The sequence below is a fragment of the Microbacterium sp. p3-SID336 genome, from assembly GCF_025143365.1.
Taxonomy (GTDB): domain Bacteria; phylum Actinomycetota; class Actinomycetes; order Actinomycetales; family Microbacteriaceae; genus Microbacterium.
This window is the reverse complement of sequence record NZ_JALXPE010000030.1, coordinates 27,082-50,166: the sequence shown is the minus strand read 5'-3', so window position 1 is coordinate 50,166 and position 23,085 is coordinate 27,082. Positions and strand designations below refer to the sequence as shown.

Genomic DNA, 23,085 nt, shown 5'->3' with positions numbered 1-23,085 from the left:
GCATCGGCGGGCAGACCCCCTCAGAACGCGTTCACAACCTCACGGGGAAGTACAGCTACCCGCCGTGCACACTGCCGATGCCCTCGCCCTCGCCGGGCCACTCGACGTCGTCGTCGACCGGATCGAGATGCCCGCATTCAGGGCAGACCCACCCCGCAGTCGCCACCCTCTTCACGATCGCGCAATCGGGACAGCGGGGCTCCTCGCCGCCGGCGAGGAGTAGGTCCTCGAGGTCGAGTGGTGGTTCATCAGCGCTCACGACGCCATCGTACGCATGAGCGTCAACTTCGCCCGTCTAGCCCAACTGGCAGAGGCGCCGGACTTAGGATCCGGAGGTTCGGGGTTCGACTCCCCGGTCGGGCACACATCTCGGACAGCAACTGGCCGTCCAGCTCCCGGGAGAAGACAGTGCGACGGTCTGAGCGGTCTCCCGCGGTGGCCCGCCAGGTGAAGTCCAAGCAAAGCTGCTGCCTTGCGGCCTGGAGTCGGACGAACTGCTCCAGGCCTGCCCGCGACGAGAGCAGCTGGTGACGCCGCCGTCCTGATAAGACGGTGCTGCGACGTTCGATTCGTCGGTCGCGGACCATCAAGAGATCATGATCCCCCGTAGCTCAGCGGCAGAGCATCCGATTGTTAATCGGCAGGCCGGTGGTTCGATCCCACCCGGGGGAGCTGGGGACGTGGCAGAGGCGGTCAATGCGGCAGGTTGTGGACCTGCTCTGTGCGGGTTCGAGCCCCGTCGTTCACCCCATGTGATCTTGTCGTGCTGCAGCGCGACGAAACCGCGGTGCTCGAGGTCGCGCCTCTTTCACCGCGCCGGTACAAGCCCGGGTGACTGCGGCGCCAGCGCGTTGAGGTCGGTTCGATTCCGGCCCGGACTGGTGTCACCGGCGTCGTAGTTGCGCTTCGATAGCTCAGAAGGCCAGAGCGGTCCCCTCGTAAGGGACAGGCCCCGGGTTCGAATCCCGGTCGAAGCTCGCGCAGGGTAGGGCAGCTCGGTCAGCCCGCCGGTCTCATACGCCGGAGGTCGCAGGTTCGAATCCTGCCCCTGCACCCACGTCCTCCAAGCTCATATGGAAGAGCGCTCGGTTGAAGCCCGAGAGGTTGCCGGTTCGAACCCGGCGGTGGACACGGCGACCCGACGCGTCCGCCTGGATGCTGTTCGGCGCCATGGGGCACGACCGGCGAAGAAGGGACGCGCGCATCCCGCACCGCTCCACGGTGATAGCCGGCACCGGCCCCGCCAGGGCTTGTAGCTCAGCGGCAGAGCACCTCCTTTGCAAGGAGCAGCGCAGGGGTTCGAGTCCCCTCAGGTCCACGTCGGCGTCATCGGTTCTGCAGGACCGTGGCGCTGGTCGGAGATGGTGATGCGCATCGCCTTCTCCGCGCCCCGCGAGCACCGGCTGCGCCGGCCGGGGCGAAACGCCTCCTTAGCTCAGATGGCCAGAGCGTCCGCCTTGTAAGCGGAGGGCCGCCGGTTCGATCCCGGCAGGAGGCTCAGACCTCGTCTCCCGTGGCCACGAGAGACGAGCGAACGGTCCGTCACGTCGAAGAGGGGAACGCTACGGCACCTCGTCGGCCTCTCACGGTCCGCACCTTCACAGGTGGAACGCCCACGACAGTGGGAAGCGCGTCGGTGCCGAGCCGACGCGCACCAGGCCTCGCTCACGGGCGGGGCCGTCCGCACTGGTAGCTCAGCGGCAGAGCAGCTGGTTTACACCCAGTCCGGCGGGGGTTCGAGTCCCTCCCAGTGCACTTCGGCAGCATTGGTTGTCGAGCCGGGCACGGATGCCAACCGCGACCGGGAGGAGCGTGTCGGGATTCGCACCACGGCCTCCTCGCTGGGCGGCCAGCCCCTTCCGTGTTCGGCGGCGGAGAAGCCGGTGATGGGGTCACTCGTCACCGGTCTGGAGGAGTGGCCGAGTGGTCGAAGGCGGCGGATTGCTAATCCGTTGAGGCGGAAGCTTCACGCAGGTTCGAATCCTGTCTCCTCCGCGACGGGCGCGACAGCCCGCAGGTCAGGTACCGGGCCTGGAATCTGTCGAAGTGCGCGTGGCGCGGGCGTGCGCTCCTCTCTGGGGAGTCCAGCCGTCGCGAGACTCCGACGGTCACCGTGCCCCACGCCCGCCTGATGGAGTGGCAGACATGGCGCACTCAAAACGCGCTGCCGAAAGGCATCCGGGTTCGAATCCCGGGGTGGGCACTGGCCGGATGTCGCGCAGACATCGACAGGAGAACGAGGGTGAGCGCGCTGGATGGTTGGGCGCGGACACCAAACGATCGCCCTCGTCGCTGCATCCGGCCGACCGCGCGGTGTAGCTCAGACGGTAGAGCACGGCACTCATAATGCCGGTGTCGCGGGTTCGAGTCCCGCCATCGCGACCATGGCTCGGTAGCTCAGCGGAAGAGCGCCCGTCTCCTACACGGGGCGTCGTCGGTTCGAATCCGGCTCGGGCCACCCACGCAAGCTCGCCGGGCGTGCAACCGTCATGAGCACCTTCGACCGGGCAGGCCGCGAGCATCGAGGCAAAGGGGCGGATGGCGGGCAGTTCACTGGCAGGCAGCGAAGCGAGCCATCGGGCGAACTCGGGTCCAACAGTCGAGAGCAGGAAGTCGCAGCGGCGCACATCGCCGTGGGAGACACTGTTCTGTTCATGGGGGTGCCCGACGACCACGGGTGGCCGGACGTGGAAGCCGAAGTGCTCGAGGTTCGGCCCGGTGTCAACTTCGACTTCATCCGAGTCGTCGACATACGGTTCAGGAACCCGGACGGTTCCACCTGGGAGCGTCAGTACCATCGATCCGCAGTTCTGCGTAAGGCGACGGGGTCCCCGTAGTCGCCCATGGTGTAACGGCAGCACGCCCGCCTTTGGAGCGGGTCGCCCAGGTTCGATCCCTGGTGGGCGAGCTCTACAACTTCACATGACGCCGCACACGCGGCTGATCCCCGATGGTCTGCTGGCACGGCCAGCCGGATTCTGGGTCCGGCCTTCGCAGGTTCGATTCCTGCTCGGGGAGCGCACACTGAAAGGCTGCCGGCGGCCAGGTAAGCACCGGCAACAGGGTGACGACCCACCGTCAGCCCGCGGGCTAAGCCCGCGACAGCCGGAGAGAGCGGACCGAGGCTGCTCCGGTGCGGATCCTTCCGCGCAAGCTCCCGTTGCCGTCAACGGCGGGAGCGCACTCCCTATGGAGCTTCTTGGGGAGTGCGATGGCCCCTTGGTCTAGATGGTCGAGGACGCCTGATTCTCAGTCAGGAGGGCGCCGGTTCAAATCCGGCAGGGGTCGCAAGCGCCGAGACCGCCGGCGTGCGAGACGAAGCGTTCATCGCAGCGGTCGGGTAGCTCAGCCTGCACCAGCAGGAGGAGAGGCGACGGGGCGCACTGCCCGCGGCCGCCACCTGGCCCTCATAGCTCAGTAGGACAGAGCACCGGTCTACGGCACCGGAGGTCGGGGGTTCGACTCCTCCTGAGGGCACCACGCGCTTGTAGCTCAGATGGACAGAGCTTCCGCCTCCGGAGCGGACGGTCACCGGTTCGAATCCGGTCGAGCGCACATCGTGTTCCGCTGTGGACTCCGAGGACTGGAAATGCCGGATCCACGACCGTTCAGCAGAGAGGAGAGCGCCATGGTGAGGATCACCAGCGGCGTCGTCGTGCTGAACGCATCCATGGAACCGCTCGGAATCGTGCCGCTGCAACGCGCGCTGATCTTCCTGATACGTGAGCGTGCCACGATCGTTGACGCGGTTCCTGGCAGGGTTGTCCGTTCCGCCGAGGCCGAGTTCCCGATGCCTCGCGTCGTGCAGTTCCGAGAGATGGTGCGCGTGCCCTACCGGTACGGCACTGTCCCATGGTCGCGTGCCGGTCTGCTGCGCCGTGACGGCCATGAGTGCGCCTACTGCGGCCGTCACGCGACGACGGTAGATCACGTCATGCCGCGCTCGCGTGGAGGGCGGGACGAGTGGATGAACACGGTCGCGGCGTGCAGCCGATGCAACAACACCAAGGCCGACCGCACACCCGAAGAGGCGCGCATGGTTCTCCGCTTCGCGCCACGTGAGGTCACTCGCCGCGACACCATGATCTTGGCAATCGCTCAGACCGGCGCCGACCTCGCCGTAATCGGACTGGCGTGACCCGGTCCCGCCTGCACCGGCGGGACCGGGTATGTGACAGCCATGACCAGTACGACACCGGCCTCCCAGGACGACATCCGCTCAGCAGAGGATTTCGCGAACGAAGTGATGGTCGGCGTGGATGGCGAAAGCCTCGCGCGCGATCAGATCCACGCACTCCTCACGCGGTCGATCGAGGCTGATCGTGCGCGTCGTGCGGGCCCCTTTGAGGACCTCCACGCTTACCAGCACACGACGTCAGAGGGCATCAGCTACACCGTCGTGCAGATCGACACGACAGCGGGCGCACAGGAGCGCACCCGCATCTACGTGAACGACGGGTGCATCTTCGACGGTGACCCGATCACGGCCACGGACGAGCTGCGACGGCTCGTGGAGCTCTACGACAACGACGAGCACCAGGACAAGCCCTATGAGACCTGCGAGTGGTTGGCGGAGAGCATCCGCGACTACATCGGCGAGAGCGACCGTGACGGTGGATGATCATGTCCGACCCGACGCCAACCCTCGACCTGCACCGGTCGCATGGCAGCTTCACCGAGTACCCGCGAGAGCTCGTGTTCCCTGAGGGGTCGATGGTTCTGGTGACGTGCAGTGTGTGCCACCTCGTGCAGGCGATCTGCAACCACGACCGATGCGATTGGAACAGCCCCGGGACGATGCGGCGCTGCCGGCTGTGTGGCATCGACGTGACGTGATCATGCGGGCCTAGGCTGGAGGCATGCTCGTCGGCGTTATCCAATCCACCAGGATCCAGGAACTCACTCTCACTGGGGATGACACGGAGGACCTGAGGGAGAGGTTGGCGGCGCAGGTTCCGGACGGATGGGTTGTCACCGACAGTCCGATCACCAAGACGAAGCAGGTGCCCAGCCTGTCGATGGCTGCCAAGCTGGCCCACTGGGGCGATCTCGCCGAGGTCGAGGGAGAGAGCATCGACGCTGTGCGGGCCGTGGTGCCGGACGGGTATCGGCTGATCCTGGTGCGACGGCACTGATGTGGTGGGCAGTCACCGTTGCTCTATTGGTCGGAGCGATCCTGGCGGTCGCGTTGCGCAGGCTTTGCCGATTGCTCGTAGGTTGGCGACGTGTCGAGAAGCGGAGACATGTCCGAATAGTGGGCGACCTCGCCGCGTTCCGTTCAACACCGTTGACGCGCCACCCCGGGACTTTCGGGCTTTGGACCAAGTCCGGCCATGCGCGCGTCGGGGACGTCCTCAGCGATGATGGGAAGACGGTCGTCAGGCGACTCGAAACCATAACGGGATCACTCCAGAGTGGGCGCGGCGTCCTGGACGGACACATCCACGCTTCACCGGATGAGGTTGGCCCATACCGTGAGATCGTCGTCAACACGCCGTCAGGAGAAGCTCCGGCATGGTTTTTTGGCGACCCGGAAGCGACAACGTGGGCGATACACATCCATGGGATGAACGCCGATCGGATGAATGCCCTCCGGTCTGTTGCTGCGATGTCTGGCCACGCCGATACTGCTCATCTAGTCGTCTCATATCGAGGGGACGGGGAAGGCCCGCTGCAAATGGGGCGGGCGACACGTCTCGGTCTTGACGAGTGGAATGACGTCGAGGCGGCCCTCGCCTACAGCAGGCGGAACGGCGCGCATCGGATCTTGCTCGTCGGCTGGTGCCTGGGCGCAACGATTGCCCTTTTGCTCGGTGACCACAGCTCACACAAAGACCTCCTGCGCGGGCAGATCCTGATTTCCCCAGCGACCGATTGGCATGCTCTCGCACAGACCGCGTCGCGGAGAATGAAGTTGCCAGCGCCGGTACTTGCTGTCGAGCTGCTCACGATGTGCCTCGGCACACGACCTCTTTGCAGGCTGGCTGGGGTGGCGGAACCGATTGATTTCGCGAGACTCGACTGGTCGGGTCGCAGGACGGTGGACATCCCGACACTGGTAATACACTCGCGCGGCGATCGCACAGCTCCGTTCAGCAGTTCTAGGAGATTCGCTGACCGTTGCCCGAGCAGGGTTGTCCTTCACGAAACGACCCCCGCTGCTCATACCCGCGAGTACAACGTGGATCCTGACGGATTCTCCGACGCCATCCTGGATTGGCTGGCTCGACTCTAGCCACCATGGTCAAGCAGTCATCGCGCGCGGGCGACGATGGCGAGCAGCGAAGACGATCACGCCTTCTACATCCGCAACAGTAAGCAGCACGCCTTGCTGTGCGGCTGCACGGATGACCTCCACGTTGTGCGGCACACGCTGGCACGAGGCCTCCAACTCAAGTCGAATCCGAGTTGCGAGTCTGAATCTCCGGCTCGCGTCCGCCATCTGACTTGAGAGCCTGCGCGTCTGTGTCGTGATCACGAGCGCTTCCCCCTCCGTCGCATCATCCATTCGCCCCTCCAATCCCGAGGTCGGGGCGGAGCCGTCCGCCGAGATCTCGAAGCCTGCGAACGAGCCTGCAACAGAGTGCTTCATTTTGCAACCAATTGTTGCTAGGGTCATCGTGTGACCCGAACCACAGACCTACCCTGGGAAGAGATTTCCCGTCGGATTGAGCTGCAGATGCTCAATGCCGGCATCCGAAGTACTGCAGACTTGTCCAGAAGGACCGGGCTGAACCGGTCGACGCTGAGCCTAAAGATGACCGGCGTGCGCCGCTGGCGCATCGCTGACCTTGGCATCATCGCTGCCGCCCTGTCGACGTCAGTCGGCTACTTGATCGGTGAGGTCGAAGATCCTCGCAGCGCACCAGTCGTCGCAGACGCAGACGCAGACACGGAAACAGTGCTCGTGCCTACTGCCGAGTTCGCTCGTCGCCTCACATTTCTGGATGCTTCTGCACCGTCCATGGTCGGACAAGTCAGCGACCACGAGGTCCTGTTCGCGCTCTCGGACCTTGAGGAGGTCGCCGACGAGTTCAACGTTCCCCTCTCCTACCTGACGGAGTTCGGGGATGACCAGGATGCCGATCGTGTTGAGGCGCTCGTCGAGTTCTCGCGCGTTGCGGCAGCATCTGGAGTCCAGCGGATCGCCGCGCGATCGCTTTCAGCGCTCTCAGCGGCAGAGCTGCGCGCGCTCACCCAAGTGATCGGGACGCGGTAACCCAGCTCGGGTTGAGGAGCATGAGCATGAAGTCGACTCCGTGGGAAGATGCAGCCAGTATGAGGGCTCGAGCACTTGAGCTCTTCTCGCAATATGACCTGGCGCGGGTCAGGACCCCGCACGAGTTGACGACGAGGATTGCAGAGATCACCGGCAAGCCGATCAGGATCGAGAAGCTGGATGACCCCGCGCTCGTGCACACGACTGCCCTGTGGATCGAGTATGAAGAGCTCTCCAAGGTGGTTCTGAGGGCCACGGATCGCGTCTACTACCAGGTGCGAGGCCTCCATCATGAGTTCGGACACATGCTTTGGGGCCACCCGGGGTGCGAAGGGCTGTCCATGGATGACGGTATTCGTCGGCTTGCAGGAGCTGGCCAAGTCCGAGGGCGAGTGCTCATGACACCGAACTCCCTCTCGCCACTCGCGGGTGACGCGCTCCATGAAGGTGAGGCGGAGGCGATGGGGGAGATCATCACCCGGTCACTCTTGCGCCCCGAGTACTTCAACGATGAGCGGATCTTCGGCTGATCACATGAGGTACCTCTACCTAGGTGTCTTCGTCGTCCTCATTGCCGTCCTGATCGCACGCATTCCGGCTGCAGTTCGCAATCGAGAGTCGTGGATGACCTGGCTGGCTGTGTTGTTGGCCTGCCTCGCCATCATGACGCTCGGACCAGTCATACCGATTGAAGTCCTGGACTCCGGGCTCGGTGGTACTAACATCGTGTGGCTCGTGCAGTGTGTGCTGGCGACCTTCGCATTCTGGGCTTTCGCGGAAGCAGCGAAAGCCATCGACGGGATTGGCGCCCATCCGCTTCGAACTATCCCTGTTCCGGTCCTCGGGTGTGCGCTGTTCACGCTCCCCTTCTTCCTAAGCCGGAACAGAGGGCCGACAGTCGAGCACTTCTCGCGGGTCCACGCATACGACCCCGCCATCTATGTCAGTGCGCTGATCTACATGGCCGGACTGTGCTGGATCGTCGGAGGCATCGTCAGAGCCTCGCGCGGGCACACTGCTCCGGGGCACCGTCTGTTCCGTACTGGCGGACTTGCGATCATAGGAGGCTGCATCGTTGAGGCCATCACGATGACGGTCGACCACCTTCGGATCGGGAATCCAGCGCTGGTCCACATTGCGTACTGGGGCTTCGATGTCCTGTTCTACCCAGGGGTGATACTCATCGCCAGCGGGATGGTCTACTTCTCGATTAGACGGATCTCACGGGCGCGCCGGATTCGACGGCGGGCGGACGGTCTCCGCAAGATCATCACTCGGAATGGGCTGCCATCGCTCGATGACGAGGTCGGACACCCGGCGGACACGTACACGGTCTACTCCCTGTTGATCCGCATCAATGACCACCGGATTCTCGGCAACCTCACCCTGAGTCCTATTGAGGCCACGTTGGTAGCCGATTCAGAAGTCTGGGTCGAAGCCGACCTCCCACAAATGATCGAGGCCGCCGGGTGATTGCGAAAGGGAAGCACATGGGATCAGGACTCCTCAGTTGGCTGACGGCAGCCACTTCCCTGATCGTGGCAGCAGGGTTGGTCCTGGTGCTGGGCGTTGTATTGGCACGCAAGGCCGCCTCGTGGAAGATCCGACGCGACGAGGGCGTCCTGGCCTACGACGACACCACGATCACTTTCAAGCGCACTCCCGAGAGCGCGCATCCGGGCACGTTCGTTGTGCACTTTCCGAACGGCGCCGCTCAAGTCGGAGACATCGTCGATTCAGACGGGCGTCGTGTCACGCGCACCATCATCCGACAGCGAGGAAGCCTCGCGGGCGTTCGGACGGTTCGGTGGGAAGGGGAGACGCACTTCAGCCCAGACGAAATGGGAGTGCACTCCGAGATCACAATCAACGGGCCGCTTGGTCCGTGTCCTGCGTGGCAGTTCGGGCCGGACGGCGCCGACACGTGGTCAATCCACATCCACGGGATTCGGGCGGATCGGCACAATGCAATGCGGAGTGTCCCGGTGACATCGGCGGAAGGCCATACAAGTCTGGTCGTTTCGTACAGGGGTGACGCCGACACCACGGCGGCCCGAGGTCGCGCGGCATCGCTTGGCACAACGGAATGGGCCGACGTAGACGCTGCCGTCAAATACGCGGTCGCCCACGGTGCCGAGCGTGTCTTCCTCTTTGGCTGGTCCATGGGCGCATCCATCGCGCTCCTCGTCGCCGAGCGCAGCGCGGCCCGCGACGCGGTTGCGGGTCTCGTTCTCATCTCTCCGGCATCGGATTGGCGTGGGATCATCGCGCATGGCGCGGCGCGGCGACGGCTCCCGGCGACGGCTGGACTCCTGGGGCATCTGATGCTCTCCAATCGGGCACTCAGCCAATTGGCCGGCCTCACAACGCCGGCCAACTTCCAGGAGCTGGACTGGACGATTCCTGGACGCCTATCGATTCCGACCCTGGTCATCCACTCACCTGGGGACCGAACCGTGCCATTCTCCATCACGAAGAAGTTCGTTGAGGCTGGTGGCGACAGGGTGACGCTCTACACGGCACCCGACGCGGACCATTCCTGGGAGTACAACGTCGATCCAGATGGCTTTGACGCTGCAATCGGGAGTTGGCTGACTACCGTCGCATAGCTCACTGGGTCTTCGGCGGAGCGCCGGGTATGTGACCGGCATGAACTGCAACGGCATGTGCTTGACCGGCAGCGACCTCGGTGAGCCAGGTGACCTTGTCGCTTATCCGCACCCGGAGTGTCCGGTTCACAACCGCATCCTTTCGGCGTTCATCGAATCCGGCGGTAGTGCGGACCTGTGGGCCGGAGAGCTCGAGCGATGGCAGAGCGGGCTTCCGTCGCCGTGGGCGGAAGCCCGCGGGCTCGCCCCGGTCACGGATTCGTTCATGGAAGCGACCATCCTGATGATCCGTCTTCACGCTCATCGGGAGCAGGCAGCATGAAGCTCCCAGTCCTGACTCCTCGGATGATGACTGTCCTCACGGGGATCGCGATTTTCACGGCTTTGGCGCCCGCGACTGTCATGGCCGCAGCGCCGACAGTGATCTGGCTGGAAGGCGTCGCCTCCGACACCGATCCAGGACTCGGCTCCTGGATGATCCTGCTCGCAGCTGACCTGACGGCTCTGCTCGGGTTGCTGGCCTATCTCATGGTGTGGGGATGGCCGTTGGCCATCATCTTCCTCGCTGTGCGAGCACTTCGCGCCCTCAGACGGCGGTTCCCGCGAGCGAGACGAGCGAACGCCGACAAGGGCCGAGACAGGCCTGATCGGATGTCGCAGGACACGAAACGCCTGAACGCTCGTTGAAACGGGCGCTACGGGGCGGAGAGAGGCGCATTCCACTGGCTCACGGAACTCGTATGCGGGTTCCCGGCCAGGATCTGGTTGGTCATGTGAGGTACGCCCGGCAGGCGGCCGTGAGTGGCCTCCTGCATCATCTTCGCGTTGCGCGGGGTATGTGAAGGCATGCAACAGAGCCGCGCGGAACGGTACCTGAGCCCGCTGCGCTATCCCGGAGGAAAGGCGTCCATCGCGCCGATGCTCGGCGACATGTTCACCGGGCAGATGAGCGAGCTGCCCATCGAGATCTGGATCGAGCCCTTCGCTGGCGGCGCCGGCGCCGCACTCAACCTGGTAGAACGCGGTGCCGTCGACGAAGCGTGGCTCGTCGACGCGAATCCGGCGATCGCGGCGTTCTGGGCGACTGTGCTGGCCGACGGTGAGCATCTCGCGACCCAGGTCGAGCGCACCATCCCGACGATGCGCCTCTGGGAGAGGTCTCGGACCCTTCTCGAGATGGCCGATGGTGTCGACACATACGAGCTGGCCTTCGCCGCGTTCATCGTCAACCGCTGCTCCCGTTCCGGCATCATCGCGCCACGATCCGGACCTATCGGAGGACGCGCTCAGGACGGTCGTTGGACGCTCGCGTCACGGTTCAACGGACCCGCCCTCGCGGATCGGATCCGTCGAGTCCACGCGCTGCGATCGCGCCTGCGGTCTCGCTACGCGGACGGCATCCGATTCATCGAAAATGTCGACGAGGCCGGGATCTGCGAGGAGGTCGTCTTCTTCGTCGACCCGCCTTACCTTCGCGAGGGGAACCGGCTCTACGCGCACGGCATGGACCGTGCCGCTCACCAGCGACTCGCCACCGCGCTCAACGGCACGGCAGCACGATGGCTGCTCACCTATGACAACCACCCCGACGTCGCCACCGTCCTCTACCCGGAGAGGCGCGTCATCCCGTTCGGCATCCGGAACACCGCGAACCGGGCACGTCAGGCCACAGAGCTCGCGGTCATCAGCGACAACCTCAACTCGGACGCGTTCAACCTTCCAGACGCACCTATTGGAGAAGGGCTCGCCGCGACAACATGAGGCCGATGCCGGGTATGTGGTGCGCATGGACCGGAGAGGGCTCGGCGACCGCAGCGAAGCGACATCTGCTGGAAGGATTGACTTCATGTCCGAGACGTTCCGACGGGATCTTCACGAACTGAAGGGTGCGCTGCTCAACGCTGCAGCCGTGCGTGACCAGCGCAACCACTTCGACACGGCGACCGGCGAGCTCGGATGGGTGCTCTATGAACGGCACGTGATGCTCGACGCGACCAACCGGCTGCGAGCCTCCCGCGGTCTCCTCCCCGTCGACGAGGATGCGATCCTCCGCATCGAGACCAGTGCCTCGGGACACATCGACTACATCCTGAAGTTCGCCATCGGATGCGCAGAACTGACGCACGACCTCATCGACCATCACCGAGCGGATACCCCGCCACTCAGCACTGCCATCCGCAGATCCCTGGAGGAGCGCCGGCACCACCAGGGGAGCACGACTCGGCGAAGCGGAACCGCATGAGCACCCTTCACGAGCTCGTGGCCAACACCGGCATCGTGCCCACCGAGCACGGCTTCCGGATCCGCACCGCTGAGACCTACTTCGTAGAGGTGCATCGGGCGTTGTTTAACTGGCGTCTGGTTCTCCATGTCCACGGCGTCGAGTGCTCACCGTCGAGCGCCGAGCATCCGCACGGCATGTGCCCGACGCTCGAGCACGGATACTGCTACTTCGGACTCGGGCTGGAGAGCCTCGCGCGGGCGGTCGCCGCCGGCCTCGAATGGCAAGACCCGCTCCGCGCCGACCCAACGGGATTCGATCGGAAGGCGTTCTGATGGCCGCGGCCTCGAAACCGCGGCGGACGCCGTGTGCGAGTTGCCCGTACAGGACCTCGGTCGCGAGCGGCATCTGGCATGAAGAGGAGTACTCCAAGCTCGAACGATATGACCGCGACTTGGTGGACCAGCCGCCCGCTGTCTTCGTATGCCATCAAGGGAGCCGCGACATCTGCGCGGGCTGGCTGGGGCACCGAGACCCGGCCGATCTGCTGGCGGTCCGTCTCGGTGTGATCAGCGGGGAGATCGACGCCGCATGCCTCACCTACGAGACGAGCGCGACCCTGTTCGCCTCCGGCGCGGAGGCTGCGGCAAACGGGCGCCGCGAGATCGAACAGCCCGGAGAGGAGGCCGTCGCTGCGATCGCGAAGATCATCCGTGTTCGCGCAGGCTCTGCCGAAGGTCCCGTGCAGACACGAGCGCCGGCGTTAGGCGCGCACTGTCACGAGTTCGTCCCAGTGTGTCGTCGCGCGCTTGGTGAGCATCTCGCGCTTCATCTGCCACGACGGCCCCGGACGCATCCCGCCCCACCCGAGCCCGAGCGCCTCCTTGCCGGCCTTCCTCTGCACACTGTCGATGATGCCGGCGATCCCGGCGTCCTCGTGCGGGGCTCGGAAGGGTTCCAACGGCAGGTGCACGCCGGCAGGCAGGAGATCGACCATCATGAGTCCCGCTCGGGCATACCGGCTACCGTCCTGGATATAGGGGAGCAACTGATGGGCGGCCCTCGTGAGCTCGACGGGATCTGCTGTCGGGAAGGGCAAACGGACCTTCACCTGCGGGTAGTGCGTCTGCTCCGCGAAGTGAGCCGTGCCGACAAAGGCCACAAGAGTCTTGCCGACCTGATAGTGGCGGGTAAGGCGCGACGCCATCTGCTGGGCGTAGATGCTGAGTGCCTGGCGGATACCGTTCACCGTCGTCACCTTCTCGCTGAATGAGCGGCTGACGATCAACTGATCCTTCTTGCCTGTCCGATCTTCCTCCGGGCCGATGCACGCGACGCCGCGCAGCTCCAGAGCCGTTCGCATGACGGTGACGTTGAACTGCTTCCGGATGAACGTCGGATCCGCTGTCGCGAGATCCCAGATCGACTCGATGCCGAGAGTGCGCAATCGCCGCTCGAGGCGCGACGCGATGCCCCAGACCTCGGAGACAGGGAGGCTGCGCATCAGACGCTCCCGCCACTCCGGCCGGGTCGCGGGCCAGACGCAGACCCCGCCGAAGACATCGAGCTTCTTCGCGCAGCGGTTCGCCAGCTTGCTCAATGTCCGGTTCGGTGCGATCCCCACGCACACGGGCACGCCGATCAGGCGCCGGACCTCCGAGCGGACCGTGCGCCCCAGGTCGGTCATCGCCTCGCAGTTCGCCGACGTGCGTCGGTCGATCGTGAGGAAGGCCTCATCGATGCTATAGATGTCGACCTCGCTCGCGAACCGCTCCAGGACTCGTACTGGTAGGTCCGATTGTTGAAGAGTGCACTTTTCGCGCATTGTTCGTCGATGATGCGGAGGTCACGCGCGAGAGGTGCTGGCAGTCCTGCGTGAGCACGACAGGTGAACATCCGGTGACAATGCCATCTCAGAGTCGCGGACTGATTCGATAAGTGTCAATATAGAAGCATGTCGAATCAAGAGGTCGAGTTGGTCATCGTCGGGTCTGGTCCCGCGGGGTACACGGCGGCGGTCTACGCGGCGCGTGCGGGTCTCGCTCCGGTCGTGATCGCGGGCTCGGTGACCGCGGGCGGTGCGCTGATGACGACGACGGAGGTGGAGAACTTCCCGGGCTTCGTCGACGGCGTGCAGGGGCCGGAGCTGATGGAGTCGATCCGGGCGCAGGCCGAGCGGTTCGGCGCTCGGATCGTCTACGACGACGCGATCCGCCTCGATCTCGACGGCGACGTGAAGACCATCGAGACCGGTGCCGGGGCGACGTACCGGGCGCGGTCGGTGGTCCTGACGATGGGTTCCGCGTACCGCAAGCTCGGCCTTCCCGAGGAAGAGCGCCTGTCGGGGCACGGGGTGTCCTGGTGCGCGACATGCGACGGGTTCTTCTTCCGCGAGCAGGAGATCGTCGTGGTCGGCGGTGGGGACTCCGCGATGGAGGAGGCCCTGTTCCTCACCCGGTTCGCATCGAAGGTGACCGTCGTGCACCGCCGGGACGAGTTCCGGGCGTCGAGGATCATGGCGCAGCGCGTCCTGGACGATCCGAAGATCGAGGTCGCCTGGAACAGCGAGGTCGCCGCGATCCTCGGCGACGAGCAGGTCACCGGGCTCACGCTGCGCGACACGATCACCGGGGCCGAGCGGAGGCTCGACGCGACGGGGGTGTTCGTCGCGATCGGGCACGACCCGCGCTCCGAGCTCGTGGCCGGGCAGGTCGACACTGACGCGGACGGGTATGTGCGGGTCGCGCACCCGTCGACGCGGACGAACCTGGCCGGGGTGTTCGCGGCCGGGGATCTCGTCGATCACACGTACCGGCAGGCGATCACCGCCGCAGGCACCGGTTGCGCAGCCGCGCAGGACGCCCAGCACTACCTGTCGAACCTCGCACCCGCCACCGTTTCCGCACCTGTTCTGGAGGTCTCCGCATGAGTACCGTCACTCCCGTCACCGACGCTACTTTCCGGGCGGAGGTGCTCGAGTCCGAGCTGCCTGTCGTGGTCGACATCTGGGCGACCTGGTGCGGCCCGTGCAGGGCGATCGCCCCGATCCTGGACCAGCTCGCCGGCGAGTACGCGGGGCGGGTGAAGATCGTGAAGGTAGACGCCGACCAGAACCCCGAGACCGTGACCGCGGCCGGCGTGACCTCGATCCCGACCCTTGGCTTCTACCGGGCCGGGGAACGTGTGGACGTGCTGATCGGCGCGCACCCGAAACCCGTCTACGTCGCGAAGATCGAGGAGTTGCTCGCATGACCGACACCCTGACCCGCACCGCCCCGAAACGGCTCTCCACCCTCGACAAGTGGCTGCCGCTCTGGATCGGCCTCGCGATGGTCGCAGGCCTCCTGCTCGGCCGTTTCGTGCCCGCCATTTCAGACGCGCTCTCTGCCATGGAGGTCGGCGGGATCTCGATCCCGATCGGGCTGGGCCTGCTGGTGATGATGTACCCGGTGCTCGCGAAGGTCCGCTACGACAAGGTCGCCGCCGTCACCGGAGACAAGAAGCTCCTCGTCTCCTCGCTGCTGCTGAACTGGTTCGTGGGGCCCGCGGTCATGTTCGCGCTCGCCTGGGTCTTCCTGCCGGATCTGCCGGAGTACCGGACCGGGCTGATCATCGTGGGTCTCGCCCGCTGCATCGCGATGGTCGTGATTTGGAACGATCTCGCGTGCGGTGACCGGGAGGCGACCGCTGTGTTGGTCGCGATCAACTCGGTCTTCCAGGTCGTGATGTTCTCGGTGCTGGGCTGGTTCTACCTGACCGTGCTGCCGGGCTGGCTGGGGCTGGATGCGCAGGGGCTGGAGATCTCGGTCTGGCAGATCGCCCTGAACGTGCTCGTGTTCCTCGGGATCCCGCTCGTCGCGGGCTTCGCGTCCCGCTTCATCGGCGAGAAGCGCAAGGGGCGCGACTGGTACGAGGAGAGGTTCCTCCCGAAGGTCGGGCCCTGGGCGCTCTACGGACTGCTGTTCACGATCGTGCTGCTGTTCGCCCTACAGGGCAAACAGGTCACCTCCCACCCGATGGACGTCGCCCGCATCGCGCTGCCGCTGCTGGTCTACTTCGCGCTGATGTGGTTCGCCGGCATCCTGCTCGGCAAGGGGCTCGGTCTGGGTTATGCCCGGTCGACGACGCTCGCGTTCACCGCGGCGGGAAACAACTTCGAGCTCGCGATCGCGGTGGCGATCGGCACGTTCGGCGCCGCCTCCGGGCAAGCGCTCGCCGGGGTCGTCGGCCCCCTCATCGAAGTACCTGTGCTCGTGGGCCTGGTCTACGTCTCGCTCTGGGCTGCGCGAGCCTGGTTCCACACCGACCCCTACGCCACCACCGCCGAATCGAGGACGTCATGACCGACGCTGCTGTCATCGCCGACGCCGACGCGTGCGCCCCGTCCACGGCGCACGCCATCGGGACTGAGGCCGCGGCCACCGTGGCCGGCGCGCTGAAAGCGCTCGCTGACCCGCTGCGGCTGCGGATGCTCTCTGCGATCGCGACCGACCAGCGCGGCGAGTCCTGCGTATGCGACCTCGCGGACCTCGCCGAGGTGTCGCAGCCGACCGTCTCGCACCACTTGAAGGTGTTGAAGGAGACCGGGATGCTGCTGTCCGAGCGGCGCGGCACCTGGGTGTACTACCGCGTTGCCCCGGGCAAGCAGCGCGCCGTTGCAGCCCTCCTCGACGCGTTCGCTCCCGCCGCTGCCGTCACCGACGAGCCCGAGGACACCGCAGCACGGGCCGAGGCCTTGCAGCAGATGGACGCCCGGGTGACCCGTCTCGCGGAGGAGCTCGCGGACGAGCTGACCGGTCTGAACCGGGATCTCGTGATCGCGATCGTCCGTGAGTCCTACGCAGGCCTGGTGCGTTCGGCGAAGCTGACGGCGCATATGATCCCGCTGACCGAGCGGTTCGCCCGGCAGCGCCTGGCCGATCTGACCCGTGATCGGTCGGCCGGGGTGCCGCAGGTGCTGTTCGTGTGCGTGCAGAACGCGGGCCGCTCCCAGCTCGCCGCCGCGATCGTCAACCGGCTCGCCGACGGTGCCGTGGTCGCCCGCTCTGCAGGCTCCGCTCCGGCGTCGGACGTGCACCCGCACGTGCGCTCGCTCCTCGCGCAGATCGAGGACGGAACCGAGGCTGGCACCGCCTTCCCGAAGCCGCTCACCGATGACGCCGTGCGCGCGGCCGACGTGGTGATCACCATGGGATGCGGGGACGTGTGCCCGATCATCCCCGGCGTCCGGTACGAAGACTGGGCCGTCGGCGACCCGGCCCTCGCTTCCCCGGAAGGGGTCGACGCGATCCGCCAGGACATCGAGGGCCGCGTCCGCGGCCTCCTCGCCACTCTCACCGACTGAAAGAAGCGAAAGAACCATGACCAACCAGAAGCCGTCCGTCTTGTTCGTCTGTGTCCACAACGCCGGCCGCTCCCAGATGGCCGCCGGCTACCTCCGTCACCTCGCGGGTGATCGTGTCGAGGTCCGCTCGGCCGGGTCCATGCCCGCCGACCAGATCAACCCCATCGCGGTCGAGGCCATGCAGGAAGAGGGCATCGACATCACCGCCGAGGCTCCGAAGGTCCTCACCACTGAGGCCGTTCAGGACTCCGACGTCGTGATCACGATGGGATGCGGGGATGCCTGTCCGTTCTTCCCGGGCAAGCGCTACGAGGATTGGAAGCTCGACGACCCGGCCGGGCAGGGCATTGACGCCGTTCGCCCCATCCGCGACGACATCAAGGCCCGGATCGAGACCCTTCTCGCAGAACTGCTCGTCTGAGGAGCTGTGAGCACCGGAGGGGCAGAGGCCAATGGCCCTGCCCCTCCGCCGTGTTTCGGGTTTCTTGGTCCCTGCGGCGAACACCGTTGTGCCGTGAGGTGTGACCCAGTGATCGTTGTCACCGGTCGCTCTCTCTATCGAGATGCGCATTGCAGCGCTGCTTCGATCTGCTCCGGCGTGGGCGCTCCGGCAAACCCGCTCTCGGTCGCGTAGACCCGGCATGCGAGCGCGCGAACCGGGGCCGTCGGGAACAAGTCGACACCATCGACGAGGATCGTGGGCGAGCCTCCGAACTGAGTGCTCGCTGCCTCTGCCTCCGTCCGGATCGTCACCACCTCGACAGCCACGGTCCCGAACCCGAGCGCATCCAGCGCCGCGCGTGCGTTGGTTTCGGCGATGTCTGCGTTCGGGCAGTCGACGATGTGCAACAGTTCGACCTTCATGCGGTCTACTCCTTCCGAGTCCGGGCAGCGCGCAGCCCGTTGAGGATCACGGCGACCTCGGCGATCTCGTGCACCAGGACCACGGCGGCGAGGCCGAGGATGCCGAACAGGGCCAGCGGGAGCAGGGCGGTGATGATCAGTAGCGACAGGATGATGTTCTGGTTGATGATGTGGCGTCCGCGGCGGGCGTGGTCGAACGCGCGCGGGAGCAGGCGCAGGTCGTGGCCGGTGAACGCGACGTCGGCGGACTCGATCGCGGCGTCCGAGCCGGTCGCGCCCATCGCGATCCCGATGTCCGCGGCGGCGAGGGCGGGGGCGTCGTTGATGCCGTCGCCGATCATCGCCACAGCCCCCTTCTCGCTGAGCTCGCCGATCGCGGCGGCCTTGTCCTCTGGGCGCAGTTCGGCGCGCACGTCGCCGATCCCGGCTTGAGCGGCGAGGGCACGGGCGGTGCGGGCGTTGTCGCCGGTGAGCATGGTGACCCCGATGCCCTGGGCGGCGAGCGTGCGGACAACCTCGTCGGGGACCTCGGGGCGCAGTTCGTCGCGGACGCCGATCGCGGCGACCGCGATGTCGTCGCGGTGCACGATGACGACCGTCATGCCCTGCTCTTCCAGCCCCGCGACCCGGTCCCCGAGCGTCCCGGCGTCGAGCCAGCGCGGGCTACCGACCGTGATTCGCGCGCCGTCGAGCTTGCCTTCGATGCCGTGGCCGGCCTGCTCGGTCACACTCTCCGCAGCCGGAGCGCCCGGCGCAGCAGCGGTGATCGCGGCGGCGAGGGGGTGGGTGCTGTGCTGCTCCAGCGCGGCCGCCCATACCAGTGCCTGCGCTTCGGTCACGCCGTCGGCGGTGAGCACGGCGGTGACGGCGGGTTCGTTGCGGGTGAGGGTGCCGGTCTTGTCGACGGCGACGTGACGGATCACGCCGAACCTCTCGAACACAGCCCCGGACTTGATGATCACACCGAACTTGCTCGCCGACCCGATCGCCGCCACCACGGTCAGCGGCACCGAGATCGCCAGCGCACATGGGGACGCCGCCACGAGCACGACGAGGGCGCGGGTGATCCACAGCTCCGGGTCACCGAGCAGCGACCCGATGATCGCGACGAGCGCGGCGAGGATGAGCACGCCGGGAACGAGGGGGCGGGCGATGCGGTCGGCGAGACGGGCGCGGTCGCCCTTCTCGGCCTGAGCCTTCTCCACCAGGTCGACGATCGTCGTCAGCGAATTGTCCGTGCCCGCCGCGGTCGTTTCGACCTCCAGCGCCCCGGCGGTGTTGATTGCCCCGGCGGAGACGGCGTCGCCGGGCTCGACCTCGACCGGGATCGACTCCCCGGTGATCGCGGAGGTGTCCAGGCTGGAACGCCCCGTACGGACGACGCCGTCGGTCGCGATCCGCTCACCCGGACGCACCAACATCAGCTGACCCACCTGGAGATCCTTCGCGGCGACCTCGACCGATGCTCCGTCGCGGCGGATAGTCGCGGTCTCCGGGACGAGCTTGAGCAGTGCCCGCAGTCCGCCGCGGGCGCGGTCCATCGCCTTGTCCTCCAGCGCCTCGGCGATCGAGTACAGGAACGCCAGGGCGGCGGCCTCCTCGACGTAGCCGAGGATCACCGCGCCGACCGCGCTGATCGTCATCAGCAGGCCGATGCCGAGCTTGCCCTTGAACAGCTTCCGGATCGCACCCGGGGTGAAGGTCGACGCGCCCAGCAGCAGACCGATCCAGAACAGCACCAGCGCCGGGATCTCCAACCCGGACCACTCCAGGACCAGGCCGGTAAGGAACGCGATACCGGAGAACACCGGGACCATGATCGCGCGGTCCCGCCACCAGGGGTGCTCCGCCTCCTCGGCCTCTTCGCCGACAGCGGTCTCCGGCTCGTCGTGCTCGCAGCCGCACGCCGCGCTCACTCGCCCGCTCCCGTCCCGCAGCAGCCTGGTACCGTGCACGAAGAGTCCACGCAGGGCGCGTGCTCGTCGACAGCGAGCGTCACGTCCACCAGTGCGGTGAGCGCCGCAGCCAAGTGCGGGTCGGCGATCTCATAGCGTGTCTGCCGTCCCTCGGGCTCAGCGACCACGATCCCGCAGTCGCGCAGGCACGTCAGGTGGTTCGAGACGTTCGAACGGGTCAGCTCCAGCTCGCGCGAGAGCACGGCCGGGTAGCTCGGGCCACCGAGTAGAGTCATCAGGATGCGAGAGCGCGTCGGGTCGGCCATGGCCCGGCCGAGCCGGTTCATGACGTCGAGGCGTGAAGCAATGGTCAGCATGTGCTGACTATACACCACCTAGTGTGCAGTTGCTGTGCATGACTCGAGAGGGGGTTACTGGATCTGGGGGAGATGTTTCAGGTGGCCTACGGCTTCGTCGAGCAACTCGTTGATGTGTTCATCGAACAATGTGTAGTGCACGTGGCGTCCGTGTCTGTCTCCGTTGACCAGGCCGAGGTGGCGAAGTAGCCGAAGGTGATTCGACACGGTGGTCTGGCCCGCGTTCAGGAGTTCGCTGAGCTCGGTTACGGTTCTCTGCCTGGTGCGCAAAGAACTGAGAATGCGCAGCCTAAGGGGGGAGGCGAGTGCCTGCATGATCTCGGCCAGCTGTTCCGCTTCGTTGTTCGTCAGCTCGGCACTGCCTAGTGTCGCCGAAAGCTGAAAGGTGGCCCCGGGGGCAGCTACCCGAACATGAGAATCATTCACATCTACAACATATCACAATGTTTTGAGGTAATTTTTTGGGCATGCCCTCCATCGAAACGGCCGCACGATCTTCCGCTGAGACACATGACCACGCTCACGGGTCGGCACGCTGGGAGCTGTGGTTCGCCATCGCTTCCGGGATCACTTACGCCGGAGGGATGATCTCCGAGTACGCTCTCGGTTTTCCGCTGATCGGGTGGCCTCTCGTCTTCTTCCTCGCCACCTATTTCTTCGGCGGGTTCTTCACGATCCGCACGGCGATCTCGTCGACGCTGCGAGGGAAGTTCGAGGTCGACTTTCTCATGCTGGTGGCGGCGATCGGTGCCGCGCTCATCGGCCGGTGGGCAGAAGGCGCAGTTCTCCTCTTCCTGTTCAGTCTCGGTCACGCGCTTGAAGAGTACGCGCTCAGCCGGGCCAGCAAGTCGATCGAGGCTCTGGCCGAGCTCGCGCCGCGCAGTGCCCTGGTGCGACGAGGTGCGAGCGAACCTGTTGAAGTGCCGGTGGAGGACCTCGCCGTGGGTGACATCGTAGTCATCCGTCCGAACTCCCGGGTCCCCTCGGATGGGTTCGTGATTGCGGGCGTCTCCGCCGTGGATCAATCGGCTGTGACGGGGGAATCGATCCCGGTCGAGAAGGAGCCGGTGGCGGACCCGGCGCGGGCGATGCGGATGCTCGACACGCTGCCGTCCGTGAACCGGGTGTTCGCCGGCACGGTCAACGGGTCGGGCGTCCTGGAGATCGAGGTCACGGCGACGTCGGCGGATTCCACTCTAAGTAAGGTCGTGGAGCTCGTCCGCAATGCAGACCAGGCCGCGTCTCCTACCCAGCAGTTCATCGACCGGTTCCAGCGCTGGTACGTTCCCGGTGTGATCGTCGGTGTCAGCGTGACGCTGCTGGTCGCGATGTTCGCGTTCTCGGAGGCTTTCCCGGACGCTTTCTACCTGGCGATGACGGTGCTCGTGGCTGCCAGCCCGTGTGCGCTTGCCATCGCGACGCCCGCTGCCGTTCTTGCCGGTGTGGCTCGAGCAGCCCGCGCTGGCGTTCTCGTCAAGGGTGGAGGTCCACTGGAGACGCTGGGACGGGTGAAGACGATGGCCTTCGATAAGACCGGAACGCTGACCTGGGGCGCCCCCCGCGTCACCTCGCTTGTCCATGCCGATGGCGTGACGGAAGGGGACCTGATCGCCACGCTCGTCGCCGTCGAATCACTCAGCGACCACCCCCTCGCCACCGCCATCGTCCGCGACCTCGCCCCGCGCCTCGCCGACGGCGGCCGACTCGCGGCGGACGACCTGAACGCGGTCATCGGACGCGGGGTCACGGCCACCATCGGCGGGGAGCGCGTCGAGGTCGGAAACCTCCGCATGTTCGAGGAGCAGCAACTGCAGCTTCCCACCGCGCTGGCCGACGCGTATCAGACCGCCCGCGACTCCGGTCAGACGCTGATGATCGTTCGGCGCGGTAACGCCTTCCTCGGCATCGTCGGCGTCATGGACACCTCCCGCGCAGAGTCCGCGCACGTCCTCCGCGCCCTTCGAGGCGCGAACGTGGGCCAGCTGGTCATGATCTCCGGCGACAGCCAGCGCGTCGCCGACGCCGTCGGACGGGAGGTCGGAATCGACACTGCGATCGGTGAACTGCTTCCCGAAGACAAGGTGACCGAGATCGCCCGCCTCGCCGAGACGCATGGCCCCATCGCGATGGTCGGAGACGGCGTCAACGACGCCCCGGCGATGGCACGCGCAGACATCGGAATCGCAATGGGGGCCGCCGGATCGACCGTCGCGCTGGAGACCTGCGACATCGCGCTGATGAGCGATGATCTCGGACGGGTGCCCTTCGCCGTACGCCTGAGCCGGGCGACGAGCCGGATCATCCGGCAGAATCTCATCGCCAGCCTCGCGATCGTCGCGTTCCTGATCCTGGCCACTTTCCTGGGGCTCACCATCGGTGCTGTGGTTCTCATCCACGAGGGATCCACGCTGATCGTCGTCGCTAACGCCTTGCGCCTCCTCGGGTTCGAGAAAGGCCAGGAGCATGCCGGCATCGACCATGAGGACAAGCCCGCAGCCTGAGAACGAGATGATCGTTCCGTCCGGGCTGGGTAGCCTGGACATTGAGCCTTTGGGG

The 23,085-nt window shown here is 65.9% G+C and carries 26 protein-coding genes, 19 tRNA genes and 1 pseudogene; 39 read left to right on the top strand and 7 right to left on the bottom strand.

Annotation, left to right across the window (positions count from 1 at the left end; translation table 11 throughout):
* Window positions 1-55: 55 nt before the first annotated feature.
* Window positions 56-259 (bottom strand): hypothetical protein, encoded by a 204-nt coding sequence (locus tag M3C17_RS10700; protein WP_259977696.1) that lies wholly within the window; start codon window positions 257-259, stop codon window positions 56-58.
* Between the two features lie 30 nt (window positions 260-289).
* Between M3C17_RS10700 and M3C17_RS10695 the strand changes: the two genes are divergently transcribed.
* The 23 genes from M3C17_RS10695 (at window position 290) to M3C17_RS10585 (ending at window position 5,135) form a co-directional block, all read left to right on the top strand.
* Window positions 290-363, top strand: a tRNA-Leu gene (locus M3C17_RS10695).
* 146 nt (window positions 364-509) lie between these two features.
* Window positions 510-586 (top strand) — tRNA-Ile (locus M3C17_RS10690).
* 14 nt (window positions 587-600) lie between these two features.
* Window positions 601-672, top strand: a tRNA-Asn gene (locus tag M3C17_RS10685).
* A 2-nt stretch (window positions 673-674) separates the two neighbouring features.
* Window positions 675-751, top strand: a tRNA-His gene (locus M3C17_RS10680).
* A 152-nt stretch (window positions 752-903) separates the two neighbouring features.
* Window positions 904-977 (top strand) — tRNA-Thr (locus M3C17_RS10675).
* A gap of 2 nt (window positions 978-979) precedes the next feature.
* A tRNA-Met gene (locus tag M3C17_RS10670) sits at window positions 980-1,057 on the top strand.
* A gap of 1 nt (window position 1,058) precedes the next feature.
* Window positions 1,059-1,131 (top strand) — tRNA-Phe (locus M3C17_RS10665).
* 115 nt (window positions 1,132-1,246) lie between these two features.
* Window positions 1,247-1,318, top strand: a tRNA-Ala gene (locus M3C17_RS10660).
* 106 nt (window positions 1,319-1,424) lie between these two features.
* A tRNA-Thr gene (locus M3C17_RS10655) sits at window positions 1,425-1,498 on the top strand.
* A 185-nt stretch (window positions 1,499-1,683) separates the two neighbouring features.
* Window positions 1,684-1,755, top strand: a tRNA-Val gene (locus M3C17_RS10650).
* Between the two features lie 154 nt (window positions 1,756-1,909).
* Window positions 1,910-1,995 (top strand) — tRNA-Ser (locus M3C17_RS10645).
* A 127-nt stretch (window positions 1,996-2,122) separates the two neighbouring features.
* A tRNA-Leu gene (locus M3C17_RS10640) sits at window positions 2,123-2,203 on the top strand.
* A 106-nt stretch (window positions 2,204-2,309) separates the two neighbouring features.
* A tRNA-Met gene (locus M3C17_RS10635) sits at window positions 2,310-2,385 on the top strand.
* 1 nt (window position 2,386) lies between these two features.
* Window positions 2,387-2,458 (top strand) — tRNA-Arg (locus tag M3C17_RS10630).
* Window positions 2,459-2,837: 379 nt separating this feature from the next.
* Window positions 2,838-2,908 (top strand) — tRNA-Gln (locus M3C17_RS10625).
* A gap of 36 nt (window positions 2,909-2,944) precedes the next feature.
* Window positions 2,945-3,018 (top strand) — tRNA-Gln (locus tag M3C17_RS10620).
* Between the two features lie 195 nt (window positions 3,019-3,213).
* Window positions 3,214-3,288: transfer RNA gene (locus M3C17_RS10615), tRNA-Glu, on the top strand.
* A gap of 115 nt (window positions 3,289-3,403) precedes the next feature.
* A tRNA-Arg gene (locus M3C17_RS10610) sits at window positions 3,404-3,480 on the top strand.
* Window position 3,481: 1 nt separating this feature from the next.
* Window positions 3,482-3,555: transfer RNA gene (locus M3C17_RS10605), tRNA-Arg, on the top strand.
* 73 nt (window positions 3,556-3,628) lie between these two features.
* Window positions 3,629-4,138, top strand: a complete 510-nt coding sequence (locus tag M3C17_RS10600) for an HNH endonuclease (protein WP_259977695.1) — start codon at window positions 3,629-3,631, stop codon at window positions 4,136-4,138.
* A gap of 42 nt (window positions 4,139-4,180) precedes the next feature.
* Entirely contained in the window at window positions 4,181-4,621 is a 441-nt protein-coding gene (locus M3C17_RS10595; protein WP_259977693.1) for a hypothetical protein, read from the top strand.
* Window positions 4,618-4,836 carry a hypothetical protein gene (locus M3C17_RS10590; RefSeq protein ID WP_259977691.1) on the top strand — a complete coding sequence of 73 codons (219 nt, stop codon included), beginning with the start codon at window positions 4,618-4,620 and terminating at the stop codon, window positions 4,834-4,836. The genes M3C17_RS10595 and M3C17_RS10590 overlap by 4 nt, the downstream gene beginning before the upstream one ends.
* Before the next feature lie 23 nt (window positions 4,837-4,859).
* The gene (locus tag M3C17_RS10585; RefSeq protein WP_259977689.1) at window positions 4,860-5,135 is read left to right on the top strand and encodes a hypothetical protein; all 276 of its coding nucleotides are present in this window, start codon (window positions 4,860-4,862) and stop codon (window positions 5,133-5,135) included.
* 1,109 nt (window positions 5,136-6,244) lie between these two features.
* Here M3C17_RS10585 and M3C17_RS10580 read toward each other — a convergent pair.
* Window positions 6,245-6,619 (bottom strand): hypothetical protein, encoded by a 375-nt coding sequence (locus M3C17_RS10580; protein ID WP_259977687.1) that lies wholly within the window; start codon window positions 6,617-6,619, stop codon window positions 6,245-6,247.
* A 3-nt stretch (window positions 6,620-6,622) separates the two neighbouring features.
* Here M3C17_RS10580 and M3C17_RS10575 point away from each other — a divergent pair, with 3 nt between their 5' ends.
* The 10 genes and pseudogenes from M3C17_RS10575 to M3C17_RS10530 form a co-directional block, all read left to right on the top strand.
* A complete protein-coding gene (locus M3C17_RS10575; RefSeq protein WP_259977685.1) occupies window positions 6,623-7,219 on the top strand; it encodes a helix-turn-helix domain-containing protein in 597 nt (198 codons plus the stop codon).
* A 20-nt stretch (window positions 7,220-7,239) separates the two neighbouring features.
* Window positions 7,240-7,749: a hypothetical protein gene (locus M3C17_RS10570; RefSeq protein WP_259977683.1), complete on the top strand. Its 510-nt coding sequence runs from the start codon at window positions 7,240-7,242 to the stop codon at window positions 7,747-7,749.
* 4 nt (window positions 7,750-7,753) lie between these two features.
* Window positions 7,754-8,692, top strand: a complete 939-nt coding sequence (locus M3C17_RS10565; RefSeq protein ID WP_259977682.1) for a hypothetical protein — start codon at window positions 7,754-7,756, stop codon at window positions 8,690-8,692.
* Window positions 8,693-8,709: 17 nt separating this feature from the next.
* Window positions 8,710-9,828 carry an alpha/beta hydrolase gene (locus M3C17_RS10560; protein WP_259977681.1) on the top strand — a complete coding sequence of 373 codons (1,119 nt, stop codon included), beginning with the start codon at window positions 8,710-8,712 and terminating at the stop codon, window positions 9,826-9,828.
* A gap of 31 nt (window positions 9,829-9,859) precedes the next feature.
* On the top strand, window positions 9,860-10,150 hold the full coding sequence (locus M3C17_RS10555; RefSeq protein ID WP_259977680.1) for a hypothetical protein: 291 nt from the start codon (window positions 9,860-9,862) through the stop codon (window positions 10,148-10,150).
* 23 nt (window positions 10,151-10,173) lie between these two features.
* Window positions 10,174-10,515 (top strand): hypothetical protein, encoded by a 342-nt coding sequence (locus tag M3C17_RS10550; RefSeq protein WP_259977679.1) that lies wholly within the window; start codon window positions 10,174-10,176, stop codon window positions 10,513-10,515.
* Between the two features lie 159 nt (window positions 10,516-10,674).
* Entirely contained in the window at window positions 10,675-11,589 is a 915-nt protein-coding gene (locus M3C17_RS10545) for a DNA adenine methylase (RefSeq protein WP_259977675.1), read from the top strand.
* Between the two features lie 85 nt (window positions 11,590-11,674).
* Window positions 11,675-12,070: a hypothetical protein gene (locus tag M3C17_RS10540; protein ID WP_259977674.1), complete on the top strand. Its 396-nt coding sequence runs from the start codon at window positions 11,675-11,677 to the stop codon at window positions 12,068-12,070.
* Window positions 12,067-12,384, top strand: a complete 318-nt coding sequence (locus M3C17_RS10535; protein WP_259977673.1) for a hypothetical protein — start codon at window positions 12,067-12,069, stop codon at window positions 12,382-12,384. The genes M3C17_RS10540 and M3C17_RS10535 overlap by 4 nt, the downstream gene beginning before the upstream one ends.
* Window positions 12,330-12,725: pseudogene (locus M3C17_RS10530) on the top strand (DUF6283 family protein); the annotation flags it as partial. The gene M3C17_RS10535 and the pseudogene M3C17_RS10530, both read left to right, overlap by 55 nt.
* An 87-nt stretch (window positions 12,726-12,812) precedes the next feature.
* Here M3C17_RS10530 and M3C17_RS10525 read toward each other — a convergent pair.
* Window positions 12,813-13,874 carry a DUF4113 domain-containing protein gene (locus M3C17_RS10525; protein WP_259977671.1) on the bottom strand — a complete coding sequence of 354 codons (1,062 nt, stop codon included), beginning with the start codon at window positions 13,872-13,874 and terminating at the stop codon, window positions 12,813-12,815.
* A gap of 129 nt (window positions 13,875-14,003) precedes the next feature.
* On the opposite strand from M3C17_RS10525, the gene trxB reads away from it, so the two are divergent.
* The 5 genes from trxB to M3C17_RS10500 are packed head-to-tail and all read left to right on the top strand — an operon-like array spanning window position 14,004 to window position 17,814.
* Window positions 14,004-14,978, top strand: a complete 975-nt coding sequence (gene trxB, locus M3C17_RS10520) for a thioredoxin-disulfide reductase (protein ID WP_259977670.1) — start codon at window positions 14,004-14,006, stop codon at window positions 14,976-14,978.
* Window positions 14,975-15,301: a thioredoxin gene (gene trxA / locus M3C17_RS10515; RefSeq protein WP_021200833.1), complete on the top strand. Its 327-nt coding sequence runs from the start codon at window positions 14,975-14,977 to the stop codon at window positions 15,299-15,301. Before trxB ends, trxA begins: the two co-directional genes overlap by 4 nt.
* On the top strand, window positions 15,298-16,392 hold the full coding sequence (gene arsB, locus M3C17_RS10510) for an ACR3 family arsenite efflux transporter (protein ID WP_021200832.1): 1,095 nt from the start codon (window positions 15,298-15,300) through the stop codon (window positions 16,390-16,392). The genes trxA and arsB overlap by 4 nt, the downstream gene beginning before the upstream one ends.
* Window positions 16,389-17,393 carry a metalloregulator ArsR/SmtB family transcription factor gene (locus M3C17_RS10505; RefSeq protein WP_259977669.1) on the top strand — a complete coding sequence of 335 codons (1,005 nt, stop codon included), beginning with the start codon at window positions 16,389-16,391 and terminating at the stop codon, window positions 17,391-17,393. Before arsB ends, M3C17_RS10505 begins: the two co-directional genes overlap by 4 nt.
* Window positions 17,394-17,409: 16 nt before the next feature.
* Window positions 17,410-17,814 (top strand): arsenate reductase ArsC, encoded by a 405-nt coding sequence (locus M3C17_RS10500; protein ID WP_259977667.1) that lies wholly within the window; start codon window positions 17,410-17,412, stop codon window positions 17,812-17,814.
* A gap of 134 nt (window positions 17,815-17,948) precedes the next feature.
* On the opposite strand, the gene M3C17_RS10495 is transcribed toward M3C17_RS10500, so the two are convergent.
* The 4 genes from M3C17_RS10495 to M3C17_RS10480 are packed head-to-tail and all read right to left on the bottom strand — an operon-like array spanning window position 17,949 to window position 20,955.
* Entirely contained in the window at window positions 17,949-18,257 is a 309-nt protein-coding gene (locus tag M3C17_RS10495; RefSeq protein WP_259977666.1) for a hypothetical protein, read from the bottom strand.
* Between the two features lie 5 nt (window positions 18,258-18,262).
* A complete protein-coding gene (locus tag M3C17_RS10490; protein ID WP_259977665.1) occupies window positions 18,263-20,173 on the bottom strand; it encodes a cation-translocating P-type ATPase in 1,911 nt (636 codons plus the stop codon).
* Window positions 20,170-20,529: a helix-turn-helix transcriptional regulator gene (locus M3C17_RS10485; RefSeq protein ID WP_016465417.1), complete on the bottom strand. Its 360-nt coding sequence runs from the start codon at window positions 20,527-20,529 to the stop codon at window positions 20,170-20,172. Before M3C17_RS10485 ends, M3C17_RS10490 begins: the two co-directional genes overlap by 4 nt.
* 54 nt (window positions 20,530-20,583) lie before the next feature.
* Entirely contained in the window at window positions 20,584-20,955 is a 372-nt protein-coding gene (locus M3C17_RS10480; protein WP_259977664.1) for a helix-turn-helix transcriptional regulator, read from the bottom strand.
* Window positions 20,956-20,996: 41 nt separating this feature from the next.
* Here M3C17_RS10480 and M3C17_RS10475 point away from each other — a divergent pair, with 41 nt between their 5' ends.
* Complete coding sequence (locus M3C17_RS10475; RefSeq protein WP_259977698.1) at window positions 20,997-23,030, top strand: heavy metal translocating P-type ATPase; 2,034 nt, start codon at window positions 20,997-20,999, stop codon at window positions 23,028-23,030.
* Window positions 23,031-23,085: the final 55 nt, after the last annotated feature.

Bases quoted from the DNA above. Each gene is read 5' to 3' on its own strand.
- M3C17_RS10600 (WP_259977695.1), top strand. From the start codon at position 3,629: ATGGTGAGGATCACCAGCGGCGTCGTCGTGCTGAACGCATCCATGGAA.
- M3C17_RS10595 (WP_259977693.1), top strand. From the start codon at position 4,181: ATGACCAGTACGACACCGGCCTCCCAGGACGACATCCGCTCAGCAGAG.
- M3C17_RS10590 (WP_259977691.1), top strand. From the start codon at position 4,618: ATGATCATGTCCGACCCGACGCCAACCCTCGACCTGCACCGGTCGCAT.
- M3C17_RS10585 (WP_259977689.1), top strand. From the start codon at position 4,860: ATGCTCGTCGGCGTTATCCAATCCACCAGGATCCAGGAACTCACTCTC.
- M3C17_RS10580 (WP_259977687.1), bottom strand. From the start codon at position 6,619: ATGACCCTAGCAACAATTGGTTGCAAAATGAAGCACTCTGTTGCAGGC.
- M3C17_RS10570 (WP_259977683.1), top strand. From the start codon at position 7,240: ATGAGCATGAAGTCGACTCCGTGGGAAGATGCAGCCAGTATGAGGGCT.
- M3C17_RS10565 (WP_259977682.1), top strand. From the start codon at position 7,754: ATGAGGTACCTCTACCTAGGTGTCTTCGTCGTCCTCATTGCCGTCCTG.
- M3C17_RS10560 (WP_259977681.1), top strand. From the start codon at position 8,710: ATGGGATCAGGACTCCTCAGTTGGCTGACGGCAGCCACTTCCCTGATC.
- M3C17_RS10550 (WP_259977679.1), top strand. From the start codon at position 10,174: ATGATGACTGTCCTCACGGGGATCGCGATTTTCACGGCTTTGGCGCCC.
- M3C17_RS10545 (WP_259977675.1), top strand. From the start codon at position 10,675: ATGCAACAGAGCCGCGCGGAACGGTACCTGAGCCCGCTGCGCTATCCC.
- M3C17_RS10540 (WP_259977674.1), top strand. From the start codon at position 11,675: ATGTCCGAGACGTTCCGACGGGATCTTCACGAACTGAAGGGTGCGCTG.
- M3C17_RS10535 (WP_259977673.1), top strand. From the start codon at position 12,067: ATGAGCACCCTTCACGAGCTCGTGGCCAACACCGGCATCGTGCCCACC.
- M3C17_RS10525 (WP_259977671.1), bottom strand. From the start codon at position 13,874: ATGCGCGAAAAGTGCACTCTTCAACAATCGGACCTACCAGTACGAGTC.
- trxB (WP_259977670.1), top strand. From the start codon at position 14,004: ATGTCGAATCAAGAGGTCGAGTTGGTCATCGTCGGGTCTGGTCCCGCG.
- trxA (WP_021200833.1), top strand. From the start codon at position 14,975: ATGAGTACCGTCACTCCCGTCACCGACGCTACTTTCCGGGCGGAGGTG.
- arsB (WP_021200832.1), top strand. From the start codon at position 15,298: ATGACCGACACCCTGACCCGCACCGCCCCGAAACGGCTCTCCACCCTC.
- M3C17_RS10505 (WP_259977669.1), top strand. From the start codon at position 16,389: ATGACCGACGCTGCTGTCATCGCCGACGCCGACGCGTGCGCCCCGTCC.
- M3C17_RS10500 (WP_259977667.1), top strand. From the start codon at position 17,410: ATGACCAACCAGAAGCCGTCCGTCTTGTTCGTCTGTGTCCACAACGCC.
- M3C17_RS10495 (WP_259977666.1), bottom strand. From the start codon at position 18,257: ATGAAGGTCGAACTGTTGCACATCGTCGACTGCCCGAACGCAGACATC.
- M3C17_RS10485 (WP_016465417.1), bottom strand. From the start codon at position 20,529: ATGCTGACCATTGCTTCACGCCTCGACGTCATGAACCGGCTCGGCCGG.
- M3C17_RS10475 (WP_259977698.1), top strand. From the start codon at position 20,997: ATGCCCTCCATCGAAACGGCCGCACGATCTTCCGCTGAGACACATGAC.